Source organism: Lysinibacillus sp. NPDC093712, from assembly GCF_050280025.1.
Taxonomy (GTDB): Bacteria; Bacillota; Bacilli; order Bacillales_A; family Planococcaceae; genus Lysinibacillus.
Map to the genome: position 1 here is coordinate 62,826 of NZ_JBNNUU010000006.1, position 21,887 is coordinate 84,712.

Genomic DNA, 21,887 nt, shown 5'->3' on the forward strand with positions numbered 1-21,887 from the left:
TATTATTCTATAGTTCAAACTATTTCAATAATACTGGATCGAATAACCAATCTTTCGGTCCGAAGTTTCGATCCTTTTCCCCTCTAACTTCTCGAGAAATATGATTATTAATAATTAAATCTCTGAACTTTCTACTGAATATTGTTTTTCTGTAAAGATAGCTGCCATCATGACTCCACTCTGAAGAATAGAATACATCTCCATTTAAATTCATAATATCTTTAGCATCGTAATTATCAGGGCCTAGAATTACACCACTTAACCCACATTTACAAGGTGGCTGCTCAGTTGCAAAATACAGCTTTATTCTTTCAGCATTACTAACTGGTAGCATTTGGGTAGGTATTATTTGATATGCAAGTTGCTTCCCTACTTCTGATCCACTATGAATTACTTCTAGAAGTTCATAGCCTTCAATATTTGCTTGCTTCATTAATGCTGCTAATTCTTCAGAGGCCACCCAGTACCCACTCACATGGACTAAATGACGATCTTTCATTTGCGAAGTATCAATAACTAATGGTGAAAGTTGCTCTTTTTCCATAAGCCCACAATGCTTACAATATGTACTTATTGAAAATAAAGTGCCTCGATCATCTAAAAACATTTCTGGCGAGTTGCCCGTAGAGTTTAACGTAAATAATGGCGTTTGTTCGTATTCACTGTCTGAAAAGTCAAAATAAAAACGTTCCCCAATAGATACAATGCCCAACTCATGTTCCAACGATTTATATAATGCTGCCACCTGCTCATACGTCACATCTTCATTTAAAGTAAAAATAGGATTAAAAGATGCCTTCAAATTTCTTTTTCTGATTTCAGGCGCACCTACATAAATACCGTAGCGATTATAAACTTTAATGACTTGATCTTGGTTAGATTCATCTATAGAAATTAAATTTTCAAGTTCTACTTTCAAATTATACGCCTACCTTTATTAAAGTTTTTTCGTGAGTATGCTGTCCAGCTAGTAACATCCTTAAAAAATCTACTACATTTTCTACTATATAAATAAATAGTTAAACTGCTTATTTCAACGATATATTCTCTTAAACTATTACTCACTATGGAAAAAATTACTTAACCTTGATTAATCTAAGCGTACCAGTACTTATACCACCATTTCAATGTTGGGTTTACGCCAGTTTTTTGGCGGACTTAGCTATTTTTTTGGCGTGATTTGGCGGGCACGAAAAAAACACCGCCAAAAAATGGCGGTGTTCATTCGGATTTATAGGTATTTAGTTATATTAAAAAAGAATATTGTCTTGATTAATATTATAGTGTCTTTACATTACCTAAATACTACCCTTTTATAGAAAAATATAACAATTAACTTTTATAATAACATATAGCTAAGCTATAGTAAATTCATTCGTTCAGCAAGATTTACTGCTTCTGTTCGCGAATCTACATTTAGCAAGGAAAACAGTTGTGTTAAATATCTCTCAGTTGTTCGTTGAGGAATGTTTAACTCTATAGCTATCGCTTTATTTGTATGCCCTTCAGCAATCAATCTTAAAATTTTCTTTTCTTTTTCATTTAAATGTATATCGAGCTTAGCATCTTGTAATTTAAATCGATTATCTAGAAAGTCTAAGAAATTTTTGGGCAAAACAATTTCTCCATTTGCAATGGCACGAACCGTCCGTAAAATCTGCTCTTTAGAAGCTGTTTTGGCTAAAATCCCATCTATTTTCTTTTCTAAAATTAGTGGGTAATAATCTGTGATGTCATCCCCCGTATAAAGGATTATCGAAGCATCTATTTGTATCGCTTTAATATTTCTCGCTAAATGAATGCCATTTTCTAAAGGCATATTGATATCAATTAGATAAATATCATATGGCTTGTCTTTAATTTTTGGTATTACTGAAGTTGCATCACTCTCTGTATCAACTAAAATGTCTTCATTCTCTTTAAATAAATTTTTCGTTCCCTCTAACACAATAGGATGATCATCCACTATGAGCATCGTTATCAAGTGTGTCACTTCCTTCTTTTACTGTAATTCTAATAGACATCCCTTCATTAACTTGAGTATCAATGTAAAAGTGTCCATCAAATGCTTTTACACGCTCTTGCATACCACGGATTCCCATCGATTCAGCAACAATAATATCATTAACATTACAACCTACTCCATCATCCCTATAGATGATTTCAAATCCATTGTCCATTTCCTTGAGGTGAATTTCAACCGTTGTCGCATAGGAATGTTTCAAAGCATTATTGAGTATTTCTTGAAATAGACGATAAATCATTAAATTCATTCGTTCATCCTCTAAATAAAGACGGTCTATTGTATAAATTAACAAAAAGTTAGCCCTTTCCGTTACTTTTCGAATGAGCTTTTCTAATGCGGCATTTAGCCCTAACGTGTCTAACAATGGGGGCTTTAGATTCTCACAATATGCTCTTAAATCATGTAAAGATGCAACCATTTGTTTATGAATCTTGACAAGTTTTTGTTGGATTTCTATAGTATCTTTGGCATTGATTAAAACATCTACTTCACGAGCAATATGGAGTTGCTCTTGTAAATTAGTATCATGCAACTCTTGAGCTAATTGATATTTCTCCTCTTCAAACCTTAGCCATAACAGCTTATTTAGCCAAGGTAATTGACCTTCATCTGCTTGCTTCATATGCTTTAGTTCCTCTAACAGTTCTTCCACCATTTTTGTATTTTCAATAAAGTTATTTACATATAACAGGAGCAATTCGAGCCATAAAAGCTCTTCATCTTTTAAATGAATTGAATTGTTATGCCCCAATACTAAGGCTCTTTTGTAATGAGCATCTTGATGGAGGAAAGCTAGATAGACTTTGTCAATTTTCCGTATTTCTCCTAATTTCAAATCTTCCATTAGCATAGGATTTATCGGAACCTTTCCCTCAACCATTGAAGTAAACTGATTTGTGTCATAGTCATAGGTTAATACAAATACATGCTCAAGCTCTAGGTGCAGCGAAACTTCCTGAGCAAACTTTTCTAGAAGCTCGTCTAATTTAATCGTCTTACCAATTCTATCTACAGCAGTATATAACTGATGTATATAATCCCCTTTAGTAGAAAACAAAATTTTTCGCTTGCGATAATCTACCTTTTCTTTTATGTAGAAAAGAACAATTAACGATAAAAACGTAAATAATGAAACACCTGACATAATAGTCTTAGTTAAAAATTTTCCCGCGATCCAATACAAACCAAAAGTAAACCATGCAGTAAAAATTACAGAAAATATGACATAGTAACGAAGCCTTGTAATATGATACTCAATGTCAAATAATCGTTCCGTTAGTTGTGTGAAAATAAAACTAAAAGGAATCAATAATAAAAACAAAGCACTGATTTCGGCGGAAAGCACAGGATGATGAAATAGTATATTTGGAAGTGCATAGAGAAATAAGAATGGAAGAAATGGAATCATTACACTATTCATTAAAATTTTTAACTGAGGTGATTTATATTTAAAATAACTTAGCATTAACATAATGAGTATTAAAATAAGTAAAATCAAAAAAGTAGCTAAAACAATATAAGAAAGAAAGTTATGCAAATTATTATTAATAATGCCAACATAGCTAAGTAACATCGCAATTAGAGGCAATAAATAAAATAATTTTATATTGTTAAAAAGTAACCAATTAGCTTTTAAAAATGAATAATAGTTTCTTAAAAAATGTAACAGTAACACTAAACATAACAGCATACTACCTCGATTGACCATAATTCCTATGATGTCGAGACTACCAGATGCACCAATACTTACATAAGCCAAGGAAACAGTTAGCATAAATAAGATGAGCAATCTTAAAAGCGAAGTATTTTTTTGTTTAAAATGCAAATAACATACAACAAATAATGTAAGAAAATAGTAACATGCAGGGATTAATAAAATATAATAAAACCGCTCTGAAAAATCTAAACCTCTTGGTTTAATATCAATTATTTTTCCGTTTGGCTGTAATATTGTTAGTGAATTTGCAGCCCTAATTGTCAAATCATACTTAATATAAGAAATATCTTCTATTTCAATATTATCTATTTTTAATACAATATCCCCCGCAGATATTTTTTGACCATCCACTAGTTGATCATGTGAATGTTCTATTACCCAGTTTCCCTTTTCCTCTATCAAATTTATACCCAAATAAGGCTTGCTATAAGGAACATATAGCAGGTAGAAACCTAGCATTATGTAAACACTTATAGCAAGCATAAACCATTTTTGATTATATAAATTTAATTCCAAATAGGGTCTCTTAAGCATAGTACATCTTCGAATGAGTCAAGTATTGCCTGTTGTTCAATTGCTGAAATACCAATTAATGCAACTTTTTGTTCTTTTAACAGTGGTACTAGTGCTGGGTTTTCTTCTAGATACTGAATTACATTAATCATAAAATCTCTCCTCATTTCATTAGTTTTATTAGGTATTCTTTACCTAACTTGTTTATAGCAACTTTTTCAAGATTATTCAATGCTTTTATCTTATAGAGATTTTTTATTGCAACCGCATAACGTATTGCACCACTGTTTGTCAACTCAAGTTCTGTAACATTATTATCCAAAAATGTAACTATATCTTTATTATAATAGTTTATCACAGATTTTGATACACTATTTTTTTGTGCCATTAGATAAATAATTGGCAATGAATACTTTCTGTTTAAAAGATCATTTTTAGGTCCCCACGTTTTTAAATCTAGAATATCATTTTTAATTTGTTGGATAATACCTATGCATTTTCCGTACTCCTCTATTTCGTCAGTCACCTTCCCTTTTGCAAGTACCTCACCAATGACGCAACTCATTGCTGTAAGTGACCCTGATTTTTGGTCGATCATGTGTAAGTAGGATTGCTCATCTCGACAAGCATTAAGTACATCTAACTGCTGACCACTAATACTACGTAAAGCATATTGTTCAAGTAGACGAATGGCTTTATCTTTATGTTCAAAAGAAGTGTTATTTATAGCTCTAGATGACATTACGAGCAAGGCAAGTGCCGCATTTAAAGAAAGTTCAGGTGTTTTGCTCCAAATATAGTCTGTATCCTTATCCTGCAAATCATCAATAATATCATAGGACAAAATTAGAAGTTCAATAGCTGCAGCAACTTTATATATATCTTCATTCAAACAATCAACAAATGCTTCATAATGCCAAAAACAGAGTTTACCAAATGAATAGCCTATTACTTTCTTTTCTGCTTTAAAACTTTTAAGCATTGACTTTAATTCATCACCAAGCATCAAATCATTTTCAATCAGACTGTCTAAAGAATCATTAATACGTCCGTCTATATCACTCAATAGTCCTCTACTCCCCTAAATATATTGTTAAATATTATACATATTAATGGGAATTAATTCTAGTATTTATATGTTAAATGAATCACTCATATCTTCTATTTATCACTATTATAAATACATAAATACCGCCAAAAATTGGCGGTATTCATAGAAAGCACGCCATTTTTTGCTAAGAAATAGTAAAAAACTGGCGGTGTCACAAAGGTGACCGCCAGTTTTTGGCGTTAACTGACCATTGAAATGGCGTCCTGACTGATGTTACGCTTAAGATAAGTAAAATTCATTAGTATTGTATGTGACTCGATTTGCAATTTAAGCCGTATGATAAATTCTCTATAATATATTCTCCAACATTAAGGAGTGATTGAAATGACTAATGGAGTAAATGACAACGTGTTAATACTTACAGAAACTTTTTCCTGTACAATATCTGTCTCTGCAGAAGAAATTACTATTAAAAAACCTTCTAATGAACAACAATCTATTGAACAATTGATCATTCAAGCTGAACAACGTGCTTATCAAGAAGCTTTAGCTGAGTTTAAACATAAGTCTTCTATTTCTAATTTCATTTGTGATATTCCTGGATTTGAAGATACTTTTCAGCAAAAACTAAACACGTATATGGCGCAACATGACATTGTAAAAGTACCAGAAAAAGATTTACCATTATTGTCTTTAGTGAGCCCTTTTACATCTGGTTTGAATATCCATACACCGATGCTCTATAAAACTTCACAGTACTGTATTGTTTATGCTAGAGGAACGCAGAATGGTCAAAACAGCAGTAACGTCGTTGAAATAAGCAGCTTTACAGACTCGCTGACCGATTTCAAAAATATAGATTATAATACCTCTTCAAAAATGGTTAATACAGTTACAGAGAAAAATGACGCCTATCAGTACTACCCAACCAATATTACAGGATTATTCATTAATAATAGCGGCATCTCCTTCAACATCAACTCAGCCTTTAATATTTGGAGTAAAGCTTCCATTAAACATTAAGCCGATATTTTACGTTAAGCACAGCTTTAAGTGCAACTGAATTTAAATAAAATTTATTGTTTACCTCAAAAATCACCCTTCTATGTGTGGCGAGGTGTGGCGCAATTTAACTAACCCCCCTTGCCTTCCGTCCTTTTCACACCCTAAACCATCCAACAAAAATACTTAGACTTCTAATAAATTGATTATTTCTCAAGTTAATTCCTAACTGTTCACACACATAGTGCATTATATAAGAAGTGAGATAACAAAAAAGAGGCGCCACAATTAACTTGTGAGACACCTCTAATTTTATTAACCTTTTACATAGTAAACGTCTTGTCCGCTTTCGATGATATAGTCAGGTTTAGGCTTACCAGCATTTGCTTTATGACCAGCAATATGCTCAGGGCTCTTCTCCCAATTTTTCCATGCTTCTTCTGATTCCCAACGAACCATAATTAGCACTTCTTCATCACCACGGCGTACTTTTTTTACAAGTACTTGCTTATCGATATAACCTGGTTGCTGTTCAAGTAATGATGGACCGTCTTTTTTAGCTCCAAATCGTTCAACAACCTTTTCCCCGTTACCCTCTGTTACGACCATACGTTTAATTTGTACAAACATATTAATTAAACGCCTTTAAGATATCATCAGCTTTTGCAGTTTCTGATTGTAAACCGCCACCTGATAGGTACCAATATTCTGGATCAAGGTAATAAATTTTGCCGTTTTTAGCAGCGTTAGTAGCACCAACGATTTCGTTTTCAATAGCAGCTTTAGTACCAGACTCACCTTCTGGGTTAACAGCAGCGTCACGGTCAACTACGAATAAAATATCTGGGTTTGTGTCACGTACATATTCGAATGAAGCGTTAGCACCATGTGTAGAAGCTTCAATTTTGTCATCTGCAGCTTTTACGCCAAATACGTCATGAATAACACCGAAACGTGAACCAGGACCATATGCAGATAATGAACCTTCATTACCTAAAACGATTAAAGCTTTATCTTCAGATGTAGCAGTTTTTGCTTTAAGCTCTTCTACTTTTGCTTCGTATGCAGCGAATGCATCAGCAGCTTCTTTTTCTTTACCGAAAATTTTACCAGCTAATTCAGTGTTCATTTTAAACGATTCCATGAAATTATTGTTATCTACACCAACGAATACAGTTGGCGCAATTTTAGATAATTCTGCGTATGCAGATGCTTGACGACCTGAGATGAAAATGATGTCTGGGCTCATAGAAGAGATTGCTTCAAAATCAGGCTCTTTTAAAGACCCAACATTTACGTAAGTTGTGTCAGCATATTTGCTTAAATAACTAGGTACTGATTTTTGAGAAACACCTGCAACTTCAACGCCTAAAGCATCTAAAGTATCAAGGAAACCATAGTCAAATACGACAACATTTTTTGGTTGTTCTTTTAATGTCACTTCTTCAAAAGTATTTTCACCAGATGTACTTCCTGGGATTGTAATTGGGTAAGCAGAAGCAGCTTCATTTTGCTCTTCAGCAGGCTTATTATCCGTAGAACCTTTATCATCTTCTTTTGATTCTTCTTTAGAACCACAAGCAGCTAATACTAAAAGCATCATTGCCATTAATACAGTAAGTAATTTCCAATTTTTCATTGTGAAATCTCCTTTAATTGTTTTTATATTTTTAGATAGTAATGACTATCTATTGTTACTAAGAGTTAAAATACACACAAATGCGACAACCATTTTGCTCTTGTACAGGGATATCCATATCATAGATTTCCTTTAACGCATCTGAGTTAATAATGTCATTGGTTGGACCATCTTTTATAACGCGTCCATTTTTTAAAGCGACGATACGATCAGAATATACGGAAGCAAAGTTAATATCATGTAAAACAATGACAACCGTTTTTCCTAGCTCATCGACCAACTTGCGCAATATTTTCATGATTTGCACGGAATGCTTCATGTCTAAATTATTAAGTGGCTCATCAAGTAAAATGTAGTCTGTATCTTGCGCAATGACCATTGCAATAAATGCCCGTTGTCGCTGACCACCTGATAATTCATCTAGATAATTATGCTGAATATCAGCTAAATTCATATATTGTATTGCCTCATCTACCTTTTGCTCGTCCTCTGGTTTCAGATTCCCTTTTGAATAAGGAAAACGACCAAATGAAACGAGTTCACGTATTGTTAGTCGTACATTCATGTAGTTTGACTGCTTTAAAATCGATACGCGCTTTGCAAAGTCATCAGATTTCCAGCGACGCACATCTGACTTATCGAGTAGTACTTCCCCAGTGTCTGCATTAAGTAAACGGCTTACCATTGAAAGCAGGGTTGATTTACCTGCACCATTTGGTCCAATAAAGGACGTAATTTTACCTGGCGCAACGTCTACACTAACATCTTGAATGACCGGTTTTTTTCCAAAAAACTTAGAAATTTCTTTTACTTGGATCATCCTGCTGACCTACTTTCTTTCAATAATAGGTAGATGAAGTACACACCACCTACAAAGTTTATAATAACGCTTAGTGTTGTATCGAAGTTGAAAATACGCTCGACCACCCACTGACCACCGACTAAAGCAACAATACTCATTACACAAGAGCCTGCAATTAATACAGAATGCTTGTACGTCTTGAAAAACTGATACGATAAATTCGCTACGATTAAGCCAAAGAATGTAATTGGCCCAACAAGAGCTGTAGATACGGCGATTAAAATCGAAGATAATATGAGCATGCGTTGTACAAGCTTATCATAAGGTACCCCAAGGTTTATTGCTGTATCGCGACCCAGTGACATTACATCAAGTTGACTCATATGACGCCAGCCGTAAATAAATGTACCAACAATAACAAGTCCTGCTAACCATACTAAATCTGAATTCACATTATTAAAGCTTGCAAACATTTTACTTTGTAAGCTTAGGAATTCATTAGGATCAATTAATACTTGGAAGAACGTAGTGACGCTTCCTAAAAATGTTCCGACAATCATACCGACAAGCAGTAGAAAGTAAATCGGACGTTTACCTTCTTTGAACAATACTCGATAAAATATTAACGCGAAAACAACCATTGCTGAAACAGCTAGTAAAAAATTGTAATGTGCATTAATAACAAATATTGACATCGAGCCAAAGAAGTAATAGATAATTGTTTGCACCATCATGTACAAAGCATCAAGCCCCATGACACTTGGTGTTAAAATACGATTATGTGTAATTGTTTGGAAAACCACCGTTGAATAAGCAATGGCAATTCCCGTTAATGCCATCGCCACCACTTTAATGAGGCGACGTGGGAATGCATAACTATAGTTCCCATTTAATTCATAAAAGACGTACAGTAACATAGCGGCTACTGCTAGTCCGATTAATATCAACATTTTGGTACGGTTACGCATATGCTCTCCCCCTAAATAACATAATTAGAAAGATTGCACTTCCGATGACGCCGACCGTCATACTAATCGGAATTTCATAAGGGAAAATTAACACGCGCCCTAAAATATCACAGAATAATAGGAACGACATACCGAGTAAAGCTGTGTGTGGTAATGTCTTTGCAAGGTTATCCCCTCTGAATAGCGATATAATATTTGGAATAATTAAACCAAGAAACGGAATCACACCCACAGTTAGTACCACCGTAGTTGTCACTAGTGCTACTAACACTAAACCTAAATTCACAACGAATTTGTAGGAAAGACCAAGATTTTTTGCAAAATCCTCACCCATTCCAGCCACTGTGAAACGGTTTGCATAAATGTAAGCTAAAATTAGAACAGGTACACTTATGTATAAAAGCTCATAACGACCTTTCATTATCAATGAGAAATCTCCTTGTAACCATGCAGCAATGTTTTGGATAATATCAGCCTTATACGCAAAGAATGTCGTAATTGAAGACAGGATATTTCCGAACATTAAGCCAATAAGCGGTATAAAAATCGCATCTTTGAACTTTATTCGATTTAATATTTGCATAAACAATAAAGTGCCGGCTAAAGCAAATATGAAAGCGAAGGAAATTTTTTGAAAGTACGTGACGTTTGTGAAAAACATCATTGAAATTAATACACCTAATTTCGTAGCATCTAAAGTTCCTGCTGTAGTTGGTGACACGAACTTATTCCTACTTAAGCTTTGCATAATTAAACCAGCAATACTCATACCTGCACCTGCTAGCAATATTGCTACAAGTCTTGGTACACGACTAATTAAAAATAGTCTAGTTTCTTCTGATCCGAAGTCCAATAAGTCACTTGGCTTAATATTTACTACACCAATGAATAGTGACACAAAAGACAACACAACAGTTGCTGTTAAAAGATATCTTATTTTCATTGTAATCCCCGGTAGATTCATTATTGAGTGTAATTAATAATCAGCTGAAAATGATTATCATTACTCACGATTCTCATTATAAGCATCTTTCTATTATCAGTCAACCTACTATTGAGAATTGTTCTCGCTTTATTTGGAAATACTTAAAAACTATGATTTTTCAACAAAAATACCGACAAAATAAGATGTTTTTCATTCAACAATCGTGCATTATTTCCTCGGCATTTCTATAAAAATAAAAAGGTAATTGAGAATGGCATAGCTTGCCCTTCTCAATTACCTCATTAAGCTACTCTTCTTATTCCTCGTAGCCATGCAAAAATTATGGACACTACTAAAATAAAGCCTAAATAGCCCATTACTGAATATAACTTCGATACGAGTGTCGTAAAGCCCACTAGGCTAGCAAAAAAGCCTAGAACGCCCATAAAAATGACAGCAGTCTTAAAGCTTGGCTTTGTTGGTTTAAAAAACCGCACCGTAAACGAATAAAACATCCCTACCGCTGTATTGTAAATCATTCCCAATAACGAAAATGACATTAATAAACCTACTATTGGATGAATTTCATTTGCTAATGCGAGCATTGGTATATCCATTCCAACAATAACGTTCATTTTAGCAAGAAGTGAAAAATGAATAAGTAAAATGAGCGCACCTAGTAATAGTCCCCCGATAATTCCACCCATGCCTGCAATTCGTTCATTACGAATAGCACCACACATCACCGTGAGGAGAGAGAAGCAAACGCCAATATTAAATGACATATATAACAAAGCCGTTACCCACCAGCTTTTTGAGGATGCTTGTAATTGTTGTTCAGCTATAACTGTTTGCTCTGCAAATGATAGATCCATTGTAGCTATTGAATAGACCGCAATAATCGTTACAACAGCTAACAAATAAGGCGTCGCAATGGCAATAATATTAATAATACTTTTTACATTCATCATAACCGTCATCATGGTGAGGACAATCATACAAACGCTTCCTAGCCATACTGGTAGTCCAAACATTTGCTCAAACGTAGCTCCTGCTCCTGCAAACATAATGACTGACACACCAAACAAAAAAAGCGATAGAACAAAGTCCATTATAAAGCCGATAGTTTTACCTGAAATTTGATAAATTAAATCTTTATGAGACGTGGTCCGCAGCCTTGAACTAATTTGTGCTGTACACATTCCCACAAAGGCAAACCAGAGTGTCGCTAAAAGAGCGCCTAATATCCCCTTATTGCCATAACTCGTGAAATACTGAATGATTTCTTGCCCTGATGCAAATCCTGCACCGACGATAATTCCTACATAAGCACCGCCGATTTGCAAGCTCTTTTTCAATCATTTCTCTCCTCGACTATTTATCCCGTACTGACAAACAGAAGGAGGAAAAGGCTACCTCCATCTGTTAAAGGTACTTTGTATAGACTTTCTTGCTAATTGTTAATTTATTAATGACAACCATATTTGGCTTATAACCTATGCCAACGCTCTGAGGCACACGAATAACACCATCTTCTACTACGACCTCAGGCATAATAATATCCTCATACCAATAATGGCTTGACCCTGCTGTATCACCAGGTAATGTAAAATTGGAGAGTGCTGTTAATGCGATATTATGCGCTCGTCCGATTCCCGCTTCCAACATGCCACCACACCAAACAGGAATATCATGCTCTTGACAGTAGTCATGAATTTTCTTAGCCTCTGTTAAACCACCTACACGCCCAATTTTTATATTAATGACACCACAGCTACCGAGCTCAATCGCTTTACGGGCATCTTCAAGTGATGTAATACTTTCATCTAAACATATTGGTGTTTTCAACTGCTTTTGAAGCTTAGCATGATCTACAATATCGTCAGCAGCAAGTGGTTGCTCAATCATTAGAAGGTTAAATGCATCCAACTGTTGTAGCACTTTTATATCTTTTAATGTATACGCTGAGTTTGCATCTGCCATTAATGGCAAATCAGGAAATGTAGCACGGATAGCTCGAATTACTTCGACATCGTACCCTGGTTTTATTTTCACCTTTACTCGTTTATAACCCTTTTCTACATAGACCTTTATCACATCTAAAAGCTTTTCCGTGCTAGCTTGAATTCCTAAACTAATTCCTACATCAATATTATCTTTGCTTCCACCTAACGCATGGGCAAGGGACTGTTTCGTTTGCTGTGCATAAATGTCCCATACAGCCCCTTCAATAGATGCTTTGGCCATATAATTACGCCGAATGGGAGCAAACAAGGCACTAACCTCATCTGGATGTGCCAGCTCTTTATGTAGCAAGGCAGGCATTAAAAAGTCCTCTAACATATGCCATGTCGTCTTTAATGTCTCCTCCGTGTACCATGGTGCTACAAAAGCAACTGTCTCTCCCCATCCAATCGTTCCTGTCGCATCCTTCGCCTCTAAAAGCAATAGCTCTTTTTCACTAACAGTACCAAAACTTGTTGCGAATGGAGCCTTCATAGGCATTTTTAAATGTCTTATTGTAATTTCTTCTATTCTCACAAAATTCACTCCTTAGCTCTATTATAAAGCCAATAAAGAGCGTCTGACTAATAGGTAAAAATGAATATATTCTTTTTGCTTTTTCACCCGAACGATTGCATATTCTTGATCAAAAAAGGTCGTTAATATTGTACGAATTTTATAACGCCAGTCCTCTGCCAATTTCGGACTTTCCACTTTCATCTTTTGTAAATACTGTGGAATTGGGAGTAAATAAGCGTCCTTATAAAATCTTTGGTTACTTTGAAATTCACTATCTTTATCGAGCACAGGTAATCCATCAACCGTCAATGACCACGACACTACTTGTTCTGCCGCTTCTTCTAGCTCATCCAAACTATCTTCTGCATGCTTGCGCTCAACCCACCATTCTACTGCAATGCGGTCCGAGGGCAGTCCATCATTAAAATCATCTTGCAACGGACCGTAATAATCTATTTCATACTGATTACTAAATGCATCTAGCTTTAAAAACGATAAATTTGCCAAACGCGCTTCTAATGGATCAATGAGCCAACGGACAAGCTGAAACCCATTCTCTCGCGCATATTCTTGCTGGGCATGCTTCAATAACTCTCCTACACCTTGTTCACGATATGTTTTTTCGACGCCAATCATGTGTGAGTGTAGATACATATTTCCTTCGCGGTAACCTACAAAGCAGTAATTAAAACCAATTAGTCGACCTTCTAAATACGCACCAAGCAATAATCCGCCATTTTGAACAGCCGCTAGCATTTGATGTGAGGGAATTGCCTGACTCCCCCAGATTTCAACATTTAAGAATTGCACCTCAGCAATTTCCTCAGGTGTCATCATTTTTTTAATAGAAACGTTTTCTAACATTTTCTGATGCCTCCTTTATGTTTCGAGTTCTAATGCTCCTAATACAGCGTTTGTAAGAATTTCAACTCCGGTTACAAGTCTTGCCTGCTTAAATTTCATTTTCGGATGGTGTAGTCCTGGTGTTAATCCACAGCCTAGTCCAAGCATCGTCGTTTTTAAATGCGGACGTTGAACTGCATAATGGTGAAAATCTTCTCCTCCTGGTGTATGCACAGGCTTTCGTAGATTAGATAACCCCGCTGCCTTGACAATAGCTTGCTCCATAACATATTGAGCAGTTGTGTCTACCTCTGCTGCCACAATATTAGCGACTGTACGCAACTCAATTTGCACTTTATGCAAAATTTTTGAAGAATCGATTACACGTTTAACACCTTGAGCGAGTGTATCCATTACATCATTACGTTGTGCTCTTATATCAATCGTGAAGGCTGCTCTTCCTGGAATAATATTACCTGACTCACCTCCAGCTTGAAATTTTGTCATCTTAACGGATACAGGTACCATAGGATCTGTATGTATGGTGCGCAAATCTTCTATAATTGTTGCACCTACTTCTATTGCATTTACACCAAGATGTGGTCTTGCCGCATGTGCATCCTCACCGATAATTTCACCTTCGAGTAAACGAGATGCTCCATGATACAAAGCTGCACAATATGTGCCGTCCTCAAGCTCGTGTACTGGTCTTAAATGGACGCCAAATAAAAAATCCAAATCATCAATAATGCCCTCTTTTAGAACGGCTAATGCACCTGTTCCTTTTTCTTCAGCAGGTTGGAAAATAACACGAATTGTGCCTTTGTAAGATTGAGACTGCTCTTTCAAAAGTAAAAGAGCACCGATTGCCATTGTCATATGCCCGTCATGACCACAAGAATGATTTGCTTTAAACTCACCATCTACTTCTTGCCATAATGCATCTATATCCGTACGTAAACCTACTTTTGGGTTTCCATCACCAATATCAACATACAGCCCTGTGCTATTTTTAAAGCGTTGTGGTGAAAATCCTTCACGTGTCAACAGATCAAAAATATAATTTGTTGTTTCTACCTCTTGCCAGCTTATTTCTGGATTCGCATGTAAATACGTGAAAATCTCCATTAATCTTGGCCTCAAACGATCCAATGCTTCTTTCATGACAACCAACCCCTTAAAAATGTTACTAGTAAGATTATTATAACTAAAAACAGTCCTATTCGACAGAAAATTAAATTATCTTCTAGCTAATAGACTACACAAGAGACAAAAAAGATGCAGGGACAAAAAAAGTGTTAGATTGACTGCAGTCAATCTAACACTTTTTGCTATGCCGTTGATGTCCGCTACGGCGGTTGCTTTCCGCGGGCACACTGTAAGCCGCAACCCTCGCTAACGCGCGGTCTGTTGCGTCTTACTCTGCGTGCTGTTCCCGCAGGTGTCACCGCCTCGTCTACCATCAACTAATGCTCTTTTCTAAATTTTAACTACAGCAAAAGAAAGAATATTTAAGTTTTTCTTCATAGCAAAAATTGAAGAACTCCTTTGCACTGTTTCTATATTTTTAATTAATACCACGCATTGCTTTAGAAATAATAGGTGAAAGTACTAATAAGAGTATGCCAATAAGAATTGACAATGATCCTAAAAATCCGAAATACGTGAATTCGCTTACAACTTCATATACCTTTACTAGCTGAGCGTTAATCGCTTGAGCCGCAGCACTAGTTAAGAACCATAGTGACATTGTTTGTGCAGCAAAAGCTTGTGGAGCTAATTTCGTTGTTGCAGACAGACCTACTGGAGACAATAATAATTCCCCAACTACAACTAAGAAGAATGATAATACTAACCACAATGGACTTACTAAAGCTTGTCCACCTGAAAGATGTGCAGGAATCATCATTACTAAAAATGATAGTCCGGCAAAGAATAGTGAATAAGAAAACTTACGCGGTGTCGATGGTTGCTTATCGCCCCATTTTAACCATAACATCGCAAATAATGGAGACATAGTAATAACGAATAATGGGTTTAACGATTGGAACCAAGACGATTCAAGACGAAAACCACCAATATTTAATTGCGTACGCTCATCTGCATATGTTGCTAAGATTGTTGCACCTTGTTCTTGAATAGCCCAGAACATAACTGCTGCTAAAAACAACGGAATATATGCAAGAAGTCGAGATTTTTCATCTGTTGTTGTTTTCTTACTGCGATACATATAAATAAAGAACGCTGCTGGGATTAACACACCAAGAGCAGTAATAATTAAGCTAAAGACATCCATTGTTAGTACACCAGTTTTAATACCAATGCCACCTAAAACAATAATGATTAATGCTATAATACCAAATTGTGTAAAGACTTTTTTACGTTCCTCTGGTTTTAACGGGTTATTTACTTGTAAGCCCGCTAAGCCTAAATATTTTTTCTCCGTTACTTTAAAAACAATTAATCCGATTAGCATACCAACTGCTGCTAAACTGAATCCTAAATGGAAACTATACTTTTGTCCAATTGTTCCGACAATAAACGGCGCAATGAATGCACCCATATTAATACCCATATAGAAAATCGAAAATCCTGCATCGCGACGGCTATCTGTTTCAGCATAAATGTCCCCTACAATACTTGAAACATTCGGTTTTAATAAACCAGTACCGATAACAATAAACGCCATTGAAGCAAATAACATTGTTATACCGCCAGGGAATGCCAGCAGTAAGTGACCGATCATAATTAACACGCCACCATAAAAAATCGTTTTACGTGTCCCTAAAAGTCGATCGGCTATCCAGCCACCAATAATACCCGACATATAAACAAGCGAACCATAGATAGCCATAATTGAGTTCGCTGTACCGCGATCAAGACCTAATCCACCTTCATTTAATTCATAATACATGAAGAAGATTAGAATCGCTCGCATACCATAGTATGAAAAACGCTCCCAAAATTCTGTAAAAAATAATGTAAAGAGCCCTCTAGGGTGTCCGACAAATCCATTTTGAGGGACAGATTTTACAATTTCATCTTTAGTAGACATACAATTTCCTCTCCCACTTTCATTATTCCTTAAAAATATTGTTCCCCATTAATAAGGATAAAAAACCACGTTTTATCATACTAAAGCGTTTTTATTACTTGCGCAAGAGTTTTAAAAAATGTTGAAAATTTGTCATTTTTCTTTATATTCAGACTGATTGAATAATATTTTATTAAATATATTGAAATATCTACGTTTTCTCACTCTTCCCTATCCTCTATAAAATAGTATTTGAATTTAAAGTTAGAAAATAATAAATATTAAGATATTTAAACAAAAAAAATCAACAGCCATGATTGCTGTTGATTTTTTAAACAATGCTATTCAAATTGACAATCGAAACCTCAAATCAATCCTCGCATTGTTTATCTTATCGCTATTTAACAACGAATTGTTGATATTTTGCGTAATCTGCTTCTTTTGCTTCAAGCTTTAGTAATGTGCCATTTTCTTCATATGCTGTTTCATAAATGGTTGCATTTTCATTTAAATAAGAAACTACATTGCCTTGCTCATATGGTATAAGCATTTTACATGTGACATAATCAGAAAAAATGTGCTGTCGTATAATTTGTAATAGTTCATCTAAACCAATATCCTGCTTTGCAGAAATCCAAATATTATCCCCACTAATGACAGGATACGGAACATTTGCTAAGTCCGCTTTGTTATAAACATATATAGTAGGGATTCCCTCAACGCCAACTGCCTTTAACGTTTCGTTTGTAACATCCATCATAAAACCATGCTCTGCATTTGAGACATCCACAACATGGAGCAATAGATCAGCATCACGTGCTTCTTCTAGTGTCGAGCGAAACGCCTTCACTAGATGATGCGGCAATTTACTAACAAAGCCGACTGTATCTGTTAATAAAAATGACTTCTTATCATGTAATTCAATATAACGGACAGACGTTTCAAGTGTCGCAAACAGCATATCCTTTTCAAATACTTGTTTGTGATCTTCTTGACCAATTTTAGCGAGTAGTTGGTTCATAATTGTCGATTTGCCGGCATTCGTATAACCAACAATGGACACAACAGGCACGGCATTTTTCCGACGTTGTTTTCGTTGCGTCTCTCGCTGCTCTTTCACTTGCTCTAAATCTTTTTTGATTTTTGAAATCTGATCTTCAATTTTACGACGATCTAGCTCAAGTTTCGTTTCACCGGCTCCACGGTTTTTAAAACCGCCTCCAGTACCACCGCCTTGTCGGCTTAACGAAGCATGCAAGCCGACTAAACGAGGAAGCATATATTGAAGTTGCGCCAACTCTACCTGCATTTGCGCTTCACGCGTTTTTGCACGGCGCCCAAAAATATCTAAAATTAACATCGTTCGATCGATTACTTTCGTCTCTAAATCACGCTCTAAATTACGGATTTGAGATGGCGATAATTCATCATTAAAAATTACCAGATTGGCTTGCGCTTCTTCATAAAAGCTTTTTATCTCTTCGATTTTCCCTGTTCCAACATAGTGTGAAGGTGTGACACGCTCTAAATTTTGTGTGACAACGCCTAAGACTTCCACATTTAATGCTTCGGCTAAATTTGTTAACTCTTCCATAGAATACTCAAAATGCTTATCATTGCGTAAATTTACGCCAACAAGAATAGCCTTTTCTAGTAAAACATCTACTTCTTTCAATTTTTCCACTCACAATCCTCCCACCAACGCCTTGGTGACGCTACAGCAAATTTTCTCCATCTTACCATATAATGCCCGATTCTGTGTCTTTTAGTCGAGTCCGTTTATTTCCACTAAAGCGCTATTTATTTTTTAATAAAATCACTCTAGCGTTGAATTTTAATTATTAAAAACAAATGCGCCCTAAAATTGGGCGCATTCAAACTAGATAAACTCTTAGCCTATTATAATGAATAAATCTATGTGAAACTTTTTCACAAAATTTACAGGCTTCAATATTTACTCTTTAAAGTATCGTTTATCATTTCCCTCGTTCTTCTTTTAACAATGATATGCTACGATTGAATTCATCTTCAATCTCTTCATTTCTTTTATATGTCATCATACTAACAATAACGGCTACTACTAAACAAACTAGGAAGCCTGGTACGATTTCGTAAAGAGTCGTTGAAAGCGATTCTATTTTTCCCCAAACAAAGGCTGTTAATGCACCCAACACCATCCCACTCAACGCTCCGTAATTCGTCAATCTCTTCCAATATAATGATAATAAAATAATTGGTCCAAAGGCCGCTCCAAAGCCAGCCCAAGCAAAACCTACTAAATTTAAAATAGAATTTTCAGGGTTCCAAGCTAAAATTGCCGCAATAATTGCTACTACTAATACTGCCATTCGACCAATAAAAACATAATGTTTATCGGTAGCTGTTTTATTGAACAATGCCTTGTATATATCCTCGACTAGTGCTGAAGAAGTGACAATTAATTGCGATGAGATTGTACTCATAATTGCCGCTAAAATAGCTGCTAACATAATACCTGCAATAAATGGATGGAACAAAATTTGGCCAAGTACAATAAACACTGTTTCAGCGTCCTTTAATTCGCCAGCATTTTGCTGGTAGTATGCAACGCCTACTAATGCGGTTGCAAGTGCACCAGCAAGACTTAAAATCATCCATCCAATACCAATACGACGAGCCTGTTTTGTCTCCTTCACAGAACTAATCGCCATAAAACGTACGATAATATGTGGTTGCCCAAAGTATCCTAGTCCCCAAGCAAGGGAAGAAATAATGGCGGCAGCAGTTGCTGTCGCAGGCAATAAACTTAAATGCTCTGGGTTAACCGCCTTAATGGATTCTACTGTTTCACTAAGTCCACCAGTTAAAAATAACCCGAATAACGGTACTGTTATAAGTGCTAAAAACATAATTAGTCCTTGCAAAAAGTCTGTATAACTCACCGCTAAAAAACCGCCAAACAATGTATAGGCAACAACTACACCTGATACTATTAATAAACCTGTATGGTATTCATAGCCAAATGAACTATCAAAAAACTTGCCTCCAGCTACCATTCCAGAAGATACATAGAAAGTAAAAAATATAAGTATGATTAGCCCGGAAGCAATTCGTATTAATTTCGTATTATCACGTAATCGATTATCCAAATAACTTGGAATTGTAATAGAGTCATTTGAAACTTGAGTATAAACTCGTAATCTCGGTGCGACAAACATCCAATTTAAATAAGCACCGATTGTTAACCCAATTGCAATCCATGCCTCAACAAGTCCTGATACATAAATCGCACCTGGCAACCCCATTAATAGCCAACCTGACATATCCGCAGCGCCAGCACTAAGGGCTGTAACAGCAGGTCCTAACGAGCGTCCCCCTAGCATGTAATCCGTTAAATTTGAAGTTTTTACAAATGCATACCATCCGATTCCTAGCATTGTAATCATATAAATAATAATAGCGATTAGCTGATAAGTGTTGTCCGACATAAGTCTTCCTCCTATCCACAATTATTCTTTGCCTTCAAAAAACTTTTCACTATAAATATACCGTAAAATTATTAAAAATAAAATCGTTTATCTGAATATTCGATATACTGATTGTATAAAATTGAAAACAACAATGAATTAATAAAATTGTGTTACACTAATGCCATCTATTACACAACGAAGAAGGCGAAATAAATGACATTTGAAGAAATGAAAGCACAGCTACAAGAGCAATTTTCACAACAACAACTCGTTGCAGCTACAATCAGTCAACCTCGTATGAAGTCTAATGAAATAAAGCGTATTAAACTAAAGCCCATCATGCTTAAAGATGCTTATCATATACAAATTGAATACCAATATGAACGTATTTTAAAACATGAGAACGTCATACTAGCTGATTTCCCTCCTAAGCTAGAGCTGTTTTTTGCTGACTTCCGTCAAGCACATATCGATTTTATTGACGAAAAAATACAGGTGCAACTATCGAAAAAGAACAAAGTATTATGGAAGTCTGATAAAGTAGCTACACCAAAGGAAGTAAACTTATCACATAACCGCAAGAAAAACTATTTACTAGATGAGTCCACCCCCTACCCTTTTTTAATTCGCTTAGGTGTACAAAGTGAAGAAGGAAAAGTAAAAAAACAAAAATACGATAAATTCAAGCAAATTAATCGCTTCATTGAATTTATCGACGATGCCTTAGCCTATTTGCCAAAAAATCGCCAAGTGCGAATTTTAGATTTTGGTTCAGGGAAATCCTATTTAACGTTTGCCTTATATCATTACTTAAAAATTGAAAAAGGTTTGGATATTCGTGTCACTGGCTTAGATTTAAAAAAAGAGGTTATCGAGGAATGCTCACGTATTGCACAGGATTTAGGCTACGAGCAACTTGAATTTTTAGTTGGGGATATTAATGACTATAATGATGAATCAAATGTAGACATGGTAGTGACGCTCCACGCCTGTGATGTAGCAACAGATATGGCATTATCACGCGCAGTGAAATGGGGAGCAAGTGTTATTTTAAGCGTCCCATGTTGCCAACATGAGCTAAACCGGCAACTTGATACACCCGCACTCGACATCATGCTACAGCACGGTCTTGTCCGCGAACGCTTTGCTGCATTGGCTACCGATTCGATTCGCGCAGAGATTTTATCGCTTGTTGGCTATGAAGCACAATTACTGGAATTTATCGACATGGAGAATACACCGAAAAACATTTTAATTCGAGCATATTATACTGGTAAAAAGCCAAGTGCACAGCAACGTGCTAAATACGACGCTTTTGTCACACTGTTGAATGCTAAGCCATTTTTGGCAAATGAATTAACATCTTATTTATAAACTATGAGAACCCGAGGCGCA

The 21,887-nt window shown here is 35.7% G+C and carries 19 protein-coding genes; 2 read left to right on the forward strand and 17 right to left on the reverse strand.

All coding sequences use genetic code 11. From position 1 onward, the window contains the following. Positions 1–19: 19 nt before the first annotated feature. The 5 genes from ACQKNX_RS19350 to ACQKNX_RS19370 form a co-directional block, all read right to left on the reverse strand. Positions 20–919 carry a hypothetical protein gene (locus ACQKNX_RS19350; protein WP_427430255.1) on the reverse strand — a complete coding sequence of 300 codons (900 nt, stop codon included), beginning with the start codon at positions 917–919 and terminating at the stop codon, positions 20–22. Between the two features lie 441 nt (positions 920–1,360). Next, entirely contained in the window at positions 1,361–1,975 is a 615-nt protein-coding gene (locus ACQKNX_RS19355; RefSeq protein ID WP_427430379.1) for a response regulator, read from the reverse strand. Then, positions 1,959–4,202, reverse strand: a complete 2,244-nt coding sequence (locus ACQKNX_RS19360) for a sensor histidine kinase (protein WP_427430380.1) — start codon at positions 4,200–4,202, stop codon at positions 1,959–1,961. The genes ACQKNX_RS19355 and ACQKNX_RS19360 overlap by 17 nt, the downstream gene beginning before the upstream one ends. 47 nt (positions 4,203–4,249) lie before the next feature. Beyond that, the gene (comX, locus tag ACQKNX_RS19365; RefSeq protein WP_340821994.1) at positions 4,250–4,408 is read right to left on the reverse strand and encodes a competence pheromone ComX; all 159 of its coding nucleotides are present in this window, start codon (positions 4,406–4,408) and stop codon (positions 4,250–4,252) included. An 11-nt stretch (positions 4,409–4,419) separates the two neighbouring features. Next, positions 4,420–5,322 carry a polyprenyl synthetase family protein gene (locus ACQKNX_RS19370; protein ID WP_427430256.1) on the reverse strand — a complete coding sequence of 301 codons (903 nt, stop codon included), beginning with the start codon at positions 5,320–5,322 and terminating at the stop codon, positions 4,420–4,422. Positions 5,323–5,691: 369 nt separating this feature from the next. On the opposite strand from ACQKNX_RS19370, the gene ACQKNX_RS19375 reads away from it, so the two are divergent. Then, complete coding sequence (locus tag ACQKNX_RS19375; protein ID WP_427430257.1) at positions 5,692–6,330, forward strand: hypothetical protein; 639 nt, start codon at positions 5,692–5,694, stop codon at positions 6,328–6,330. 294 nt (positions 6,331–6,624) lie between these two features. Here ACQKNX_RS19375 and ACQKNX_RS19380 read toward each other — a convergent pair whose 3' ends face one another. The 12 genes from ACQKNX_RS19380 to putP form a co-directional block, all read right to left on the reverse strand. Continuing rightward, on the reverse strand, positions 6,625–6,939 hold the full coding sequence (locus tag ACQKNX_RS19380; RefSeq protein ID WP_427430258.1) for an antibiotic biosynthesis monooxygenase family protein: 315 nt from the start codon (positions 6,937–6,939) through the stop codon (positions 6,625–6,627). 1 nt (position 6,940) lies between these two features. Then, positions 6,941–7,948 (reverse strand): siderophore ABC transporter substrate-binding protein, encoded by a 1,008-nt coding sequence (locus ACQKNX_RS19385; protein WP_427430259.1) that lies wholly within the window; start codon positions 7,946–7,948, stop codon positions 6,941–6,943. A 58-nt stretch (positions 7,949–8,006) separates the two neighbouring features. Continuing rightward, the gene (locus tag ACQKNX_RS19390; RefSeq protein WP_427430260.1) at positions 8,007–8,768 is read right to left on the reverse strand and encodes an ABC transporter ATP-binding protein; all 762 of its coding nucleotides are present in this window, start codon (positions 8,766–8,768) and stop codon (positions 8,007–8,009) included. Further along, entirely contained in the window at positions 8,765–9,718 is a 954-nt protein-coding gene (locus ACQKNX_RS19395; RefSeq protein WP_427430261.1) for an iron chelate uptake ABC transporter family permease subunit, read from the reverse strand. Before ACQKNX_RS19395 ends, ACQKNX_RS19390 begins: the two co-directional genes overlap by 4 nt. Next, positions 9,711–10,661: an ABC transporter permease gene (locus ACQKNX_RS19400; protein WP_427430263.1), complete on the reverse strand. Its 951-nt coding sequence runs from the start codon at positions 10,659–10,661 to the stop codon at positions 9,711–9,713. Before ACQKNX_RS19400 ends, ACQKNX_RS19395 begins: the two co-directional genes overlap by 8 nt. A gap of 284 nt (positions 10,662–10,945) precedes the next feature. Next, on the reverse strand, positions 10,946–12,001 hold the full coding sequence (locus ACQKNX_RS19405; protein ID WP_427430265.1) for a YkvI family membrane protein: 1,056 nt from the start codon (positions 11,999–12,001) through the stop codon (positions 10,946–10,948). Between the two features lie 67 nt (positions 12,002–12,068). Continuing rightward, entirely contained in the window at positions 12,069–13,184 is a 1,116-nt protein-coding gene (gene menC, locus ACQKNX_RS19410) for an o-succinylbenzoate synthase (protein ID WP_427430267.1), read from the reverse strand. A gap of 21 nt (positions 13,185–13,205) precedes the next feature. Further along, complete coding sequence (locus tag ACQKNX_RS19415; RefSeq protein ID WP_427430268.1) at positions 13,206–14,030, reverse strand: GNAT family N-acetyltransferase; 825 nt, start codon at positions 14,028–14,030, stop codon at positions 13,206–13,208. Positions 14,031–14,045: 15 nt separating this feature from the next. Beyond that, entirely contained in the window at positions 14,046–15,173 is a 1,128-nt protein-coding gene (locus ACQKNX_RS19420; RefSeq protein ID WP_427430269.1) for a M20 peptidase aminoacylase family protein, read from the reverse strand. Between the two features lie 403 nt (positions 15,174–15,576). Continuing rightward, entirely contained in the window at positions 15,577–17,064 is a 1,488-nt protein-coding gene (locus ACQKNX_RS19425; RefSeq protein WP_427430271.1) for a peptide MFS transporter, read from the reverse strand. A 376-nt stretch (positions 17,065–17,440) separates the two neighbouring features. Next, complete coding sequence (gene hflX / locus ACQKNX_RS19430; protein WP_427430273.1) at positions 17,441–18,727, reverse strand: GTPase HflX; 1,287 nt, start codon at positions 18,725–18,727, stop codon at positions 17,441–17,443. 292 nt (positions 18,728–19,019) lie between these two features. Then, the gene (gene putP / locus ACQKNX_RS19435) at positions 19,020–20,510 is read right to left on the reverse strand and encodes a sodium/proline symporter PutP (RefSeq protein ID WP_427430274.1); all 1,491 of its coding nucleotides are present in this window, start codon (positions 20,508–20,510) and stop codon (positions 19,020–19,022) included. 195 nt (positions 20,511–20,705) lie between these two features. Between putP and ACQKNX_RS19440 the strand changes: the two genes are divergently transcribed. Next, entirely contained in the window at positions 20,706–21,866 is a 1,161-nt protein-coding gene (locus tag ACQKNX_RS19440) for a class I SAM-dependent methyltransferase (RefSeq protein ID WP_427430275.1), read from the forward strand. The last annotated feature ends 21 nt before the right edge of the window (positions 21,867–21,887 follow it).

Coding starts and splice junctions, on each gene's coding strand:
- ACQKNX_RS19355 (WP_427430379.1), bottom strand. CDS start 1,975: ATGCTCATAGTGGATGATCATCCTATTGTGTTAGAGGGAACGAAAAAT.
- ACQKNX_RS19360 (WP_427430380.1), bottom strand. CDS start 4,202: ATGCTAGGTTTCTACCTGCTATATGTTCCTTATAGCAAGCCTTATTTG.
- comX (WP_340821994.1), bottom strand. CDS start 4,408: ATGATTAATGTAATTCAGTATCTAGAAGAAAACCCAGCACTAGTACCA.
- ACQKNX_RS19375 (WP_427430257.1), top strand. CDS start 5,692: ATGACTAATGGAGTAAATGACAACGTGTTAATACTTACAGAAACTTTT.
- ACQKNX_RS19380 (WP_427430258.1), bottom strand. CDS start 6,939: ATGTTTGTACAAATTAAACGTATGGTCGTAACAGAGGGTAACGGGGAA.
- ACQKNX_RS19385 (WP_427430259.1), bottom strand. CDS start 7,948: ATGAAAAATTGGAAATTACTTACTGTATTAATGGCAATGATGCTTTTA.
- ACQKNX_RS19390 (WP_427430260.1), bottom strand. CDS start 8,768: ATGATCCAAGTAAAAGAAATTTCTAAGTTTTTTGGAAAAAAACCGGTC.
- ACQKNX_RS19395 (WP_427430261.1), bottom strand. CDS start 9,718: ATGCGTAACCGTACCAAAATGTTGATATTAATCGGACTAGCAGTAGCC.
- ACQKNX_RS19400 (WP_427430263.1), bottom strand. CDS start 10,661: ATGAAAATAAGATATCTTTTAACAGCAACTGTTGTGTTGTCTTTTGTG.
- ACQKNX_RS19415 (WP_427430268.1), bottom strand. CDS start 14,030: ATGTTAGAAAACGTTTCTATTAAAAAAATGATGACACCTGAGGAAATT.
- ACQKNX_RS19420 (WP_427430269.1), bottom strand. CDS start 15,173: ATGAAAGAAGCATTGGATCGTTTGAGGCCAAGATTAATGGAGATTTTC.
- ACQKNX_RS19425 (WP_427430271.1), bottom strand. CDS start 17,064: ATGTCTACTAAAGATGAAATTGTAAAATCTGTCCCTCAAAATGGATTT.
- putP (WP_427430274.1), bottom strand. CDS start 20,510: ATGTCGGACAACACTTATCAGCTAATCGCTATTATTATTTATATGATT.
- ACQKNX_RS19440 (WP_427430275.1), top strand. CDS start 20,706: ATGACATTTGAAGAAATGAAAGCACAGCTACAAGAGCAATTTTCACAA.